At 60.0% G+C, this 2,657-nt stretch carries 4 protein-coding genes; 1 reads left to right on the top strand and 3 read right to left on the bottom strand.

Annotated elements, in window-relative coordinates; genetic code table 11:
* A partial coding sequence (locus OUZ52_RS22620; RefSeq protein WP_266160865.1) for an AraC family ligand binding domain-containing protein occupies positions 1-529 on the bottom strand: 529 nt, incomplete at its 3' end.
* 71 nt (positions 530-600) lie between these two features.
* Here OUZ52_RS22620 and OUZ52_RS22615 point away from each other — a divergent pair.
* A complete protein-coding gene (locus tag OUZ52_RS22615) occupies positions 601-960 on the top strand; it encodes a cupin domain-containing protein (RefSeq protein WP_266160864.1) in 360 nt (119 codons plus the stop codon).
* Between the two features lie 315 nt (positions 961-1,275).
* Here the strand turns inward: OUZ52_RS22615 and ybiA are convergent, their stop codons facing one another.
* Together ybiA and OUZ52_RS22605 are read right to left on the bottom strand one after the other, a co-directional pair.
* A complete protein-coding gene (gene ybiA, locus OUZ52_RS22610; RefSeq protein WP_266160863.1) occupies positions 1,276-1,827 on the bottom strand; it encodes a riboflavin biosynthesis intermediates N-glycosidase in 552 nt (183 codons plus the stop codon).
* A gap of 129 nt (positions 1,828-1,956) precedes the next feature.
* A partial coding sequence (locus tag OUZ52_RS22605; RefSeq protein ID WP_266160862.1) for a serine hydrolase domain-containing protein occupies positions 1,957-2,657 on the bottom strand: 701 nt, incomplete at its 5' end.

Below are 2,657 nucleotides of genomic sequence, written 5' to 3'. Positions count from 1 at the left end.
GCATGCCAGGGTCGACCCGTTTCTTCAGATTCGCCGTGCGCTCGCCGTAATGCCCCAGCAAATGGAGCAGCGACGTGCTGGTCAGTACTTCGGCCCGCATGGATTCTTGCGGCTGCGACAACGCTTCGACGGCGCTCAACAGCAACGGTGCGGCAAGTGCATCCTTGACTAGCGTGCGCGAGAAAAAACGCGAGACCACCACGCCAGCCGAACGGTCGGACAAGGTATCCAGAAACTCCGGCTCGACATAGATGATGGCGTAACCGAAACCCTCTTCGCTGCCACGGCTGCCGTCATGCGGCTCATCTGGATTGAACAGCATCACATGGCCGGCCACGCTGCTATGCCGCACGCCGCGGCAACGGAACGACTGCACGCCCGAATGGGTCACGCCGATGGAATAAGTGGAATGGCTATGCCGCTCGAACGAATGCTCTTTGAAATGAGCCTGCATGAGCGTGATACCGCGATGCGGCCCATGCCGAAAGGTCGCCCAGTCACTGCCCGAGGTTTTTTGGGAAGATGCCATGAATCAATTGTACAAGACCGTATCGGAGCTCCCGCCTAGATTGCCATTCCCCTCCCATGACGAGCCGCCGCATGAACCCTCAAGCTCTCGACCTGACCAACAAGCTGACTCAATTCCATGAGTACTGGGCCCCGCGCACCATTACCGAGTTCAACGGCCACGACGTCATGGTCGTTAAAATCTGTGGCGACTTTACCTGGCACTCGCATGCCGATACCGACGACTTTTTCTTCGTACTGCAGGGAACCATGTTTATCGACCTGCCCGATGACGTCGTCGTGCAGATCAACCCCGGACAGATTTTTGTCGTGCCCAGGGGCGTGCCGCATCGGCCCAGGGCCCCCGAAGAGGTACATCTTCTCTTGATCGAACCCAGCGGCACGCCAAACAGTGGCGATATTGCAACGGCAGCACCGCGCCGATGGCTTTGACGACTGCCGGCAACACGGCGTCGCCATCTGTCGATGGGCATGCGAAGAAGACCTTCGTCGCGGTCGGCGCCCTGGTCACGCCGTGCGTTGAAACTATGGCGCGCGAGCCTGCAGACAAGCTCCACTTGATGAGCGCAAAGAGGAGTTACTCTCCCATGGGGTCATGTACTCATGCACTTTGCCGACCGTTCAAAAAATGTCTTCGTCACCCTGGGCAGCAGTCATTGAGTAGCCATGCACGGGAGTCGCCTGGCCCATGGGGAGCGCTGGCTGCCGTGTGTCGTTAACAGCGATGCAGCAACCGCAGACATGCGATCAGGCGGCGCTGGCCCGAAGTGCCTCTCTCACCTGCATGAGCGCAAATCCGAGCAAGTTAAGCCCAGGCCATTGCGATGGATCTTTCGCATCGGCGTCGTCTGCGGCCAATCCGATACCCCACACGGCATCTGACGGGCTGGCTTCCACGAGTACCGCCGTACCCGTATTCAGCAGAAATCGCTTTAAGCGACCCGCTTGCGAGAATTTGTGCCTATTGGCGTCAACCACCATCGCGAAACGATGCTCGGCCCATAGCGCCTCATCAAAGCCCTTCACCCGGCGGCCCAGAGCTTTTGCCTTGCCAGGATCGGGGGCGCGAAGGATGGCGTCTCTTGCGGCTATATCGCCAAAGAGTTCGGCCTTGTGCGCCATCATGTAGTGCTCGGCCGTGAGGTAGCGCACGCCGTCAGCGACAAACGGCGCGTCGTACCATTGGCTTAGACAGGATTTTGTCACCGTGCCTGGCTTGGCTCGATGACCCCAGAAGAACAGCAACTCGTACTGTTCGCCGCGAGCGGTAGCTCGAAGAAGATCTTCTTTGCTTATCAATGTTCCCCCTGCATGACATGTCGACTGAGACGGGATGCCAGCCTCGCAGCGCCATGTCCGCCCAATCGCAAAAGACGAACATTCCCAGGTGATGGCGCACCTTAGTATCAACTTGCCACTGTTGCAAAGTCAGCTGCCGGATGCGTTCGCGGCGCCGTGCGTCGCCTTGATCACCGCGTCGATCAGGGCCACATCGTCCTCGATGCCAAATTCGGGTGGGCGTGAGTAACCGAAGCGGGTAATGACCAAGTGCTCGGAGGGACTGATGTAAATGCGCTGGCCAAGCACGCCGCTGGCGAAAAAGCCGTCTTTGGGAAAGCCGTGGGCGACCCGCCAGGCGGCGGTTTTGCCGGGGCCATCATTGGTCCAGAAACCCGCGCCATAAGAGGTACCCAGCGTGGAGCGTCGCGACCAGGCGACCCAGCCCTCGGGCAGGATGCGCTGTCCGTCGGCGGCGATACCGTCATTGCGATACAGCTCGCCGAAGCGGGCGTAGGTACGCGCGGAGGCCAGCACGTAGGTCGAGCCGATAAATACATCGCGGCCATCGAACTCCATCGTCACTGCGCCCATGTGCATCGGCGCGAACAATTCGCGCTCGGCGAAGCTGCGCACGCCGCCGGCGCCACCACCGATGGTGTGCCCCAACAGACGGTCGACGATCAGGGTATTGGCCGAGCTGTAATCCCATGCTGTGCCTGGCGGTTTCTTCAGTGGATGCTGCGCGGCAAAGCCGGCCATATCGCTATGCAGATATTCCATTTGCGCCACCGGATCGAGGGGTGACTCCGCCTCTTCTGCATCGAGGCCACTGCGCATGCGCACGAGGT

Source organism: Dyella silvatica, from assembly GCF_026283955.1.
Lineage (GTDB): Bacteria > Pseudomonadota > Gammaproteobacteria > Xanthomonadales > Rhodanobacteraceae > Dyella_C > Dyella_C silvatica.
This window is presented reverse-complemented; position numbering and strand designations above follow the sequence as displayed.

Bases quoted from the DNA above. Each gene is read 5' to 3' on its own strand.
- OUZ52_RS22615 (WP_266160864.1), top strand. From the start codon at position 601: ATGAACCCTCAAGCTCTCGACCTGACCAACAAGCTGACTCAATTCCAT.